The organism is Hydrogenophaga sp., from assembly GCF_051007235.1.
Lineage (GTDB): Bacteria > Pseudomonadota > Gammaproteobacteria > Burkholderiales > Burkholderiaceae_C > Hydrogenophaga.
Genome location: NZ_JBPCSJ010000271.1, coordinates 1 through 1,376, shown reverse-complemented (window position 1 = coordinate 1,376; position 1,376 = coordinate 1). Strand labels below are relative to the sequence as shown.

General features: G+C 65.9%; 2 pseudogenes. Both read left to right on the top strand.

Annotated elements, in window-relative coordinates:
* Positions 1-136, top strand: a pseudogene (locus tag ACR2JA_RS09750) (haloacid dehalogenase); the annotation flags it as partial.
* 164 nt (positions 137-300) lie between these two features.
* Positions 301-1,376, top strand: a pseudogene (locus tag ACR2JA_RS09745) (malate synthase G); the annotation flags it as partial.

Sequence of the window (1,376 nt, the reverse complement as noted above, 5' to 3'; positions counted from 1 at the left end):
GGACGCGTTGGGCGCGACCTGGTTCGGCTACCGCACACTCTGGGTCAACCGCCAGAACCAACCCTTTGAAGAACTGGGCACGCCGCCCACGCGCACGGCCACGAACCTGCGCGAGGTCTTGTCCTTCTTCGACTGACTATGAACACCCCCCTGCGCCTCTTCGCGGCTTCCCCCCTCTCTGGCGCGCCTGTCGGCGCTGGGAGGGGAGACGCAGCCAGTGGCCCGGCAAAGCCGGTTCCACGGCTGCCCTGACCTGACGACCCACATTGCCACTTGTTTTGTTTTTTTAGGAGTTATTCGATGACTGATCGCACCCAAGTCCACGGCCTGCAGGTCGCCACCGAGCTGTACGAGTTCATCAACGCCCAGGTCCTACCCGGCACCGGCGTGAGCAGCGACACCTTCTGGCAGGGCTTTGACCGCATCGTGGCCGACCTGGCCCCGAAGAACGCCGCCCTGCTGGCCGAGCGCGACCGCCTGCAGACCGAGCTGGACACCTGGCACAGCGCCAACCCCGGCCCGGTGCGCGACATGGTGGCCTACCGCAAGTTCCTGGAAACCATCGGCTACCTGGTGCCCGAGCCCAAGAAGGTCAAGGCCACGACCAAGAACGTGGACGACGAGCTGGCCACCCAAGCCGGCCCGCAGCTGGTGGTGCCCATCCTGAACGCCCGCTACGCGCTGAACGCCGCCAACGCCCGCTGGGGCAGCCTGTACGACGCGCTGTACGGCACCGACGTGATCAGCGAAGACAAGGGTTGCGAGAAGGTCGGCAAGAAGGGCGGCTACAACCCCAAGCGCGGCGCCAAGGTCATTCAATACGCGCGCTACGTGCTGGACCGCTGCGCTCCGCTGAAGAAGGGCTCGCACGTCGGCTCCACCGGCTACAAGGTCAACAAGGACGGTGAACTGGTTGTGTCCCTGGCCGAAGGCGGCACCAGCAAGCTGGCCGACAAGAGCCAGTTCATTGGCTTCCAGGGCGAGGCCAAGGCGCCCAGCGCCGTGCTGCTCAAGCACAACGGCCTGCACCTGGAAATCCAGATCAACCGCAGCACCGCCATCGGCAAGACCGACGCCGCCGGCGTGAGCGACCTGGTGGTCGAGGCCGCGCTGTCCACCATCCTGGACCTGGAAGACTCCGTGGCCGCGGTGGACGCCGAGGACAAGGTGCTGGCCTACCGCAACTGGCTGGGCATCCTGCAGGGCACGCTGGTCGAGTCGTTTGAAAAGGGTGGCAAGACGCTCACGCGCGGCCTGAACGCCGACCGCGAATACACCAGCCCCAACGGCAAAAAGGTGCGCTTGCACGGCCGCTCGCTCATGTTCGTGCGCAACGTGGGCCACCTGATGACCAACCCCGCCATCCTGTGGGGCGC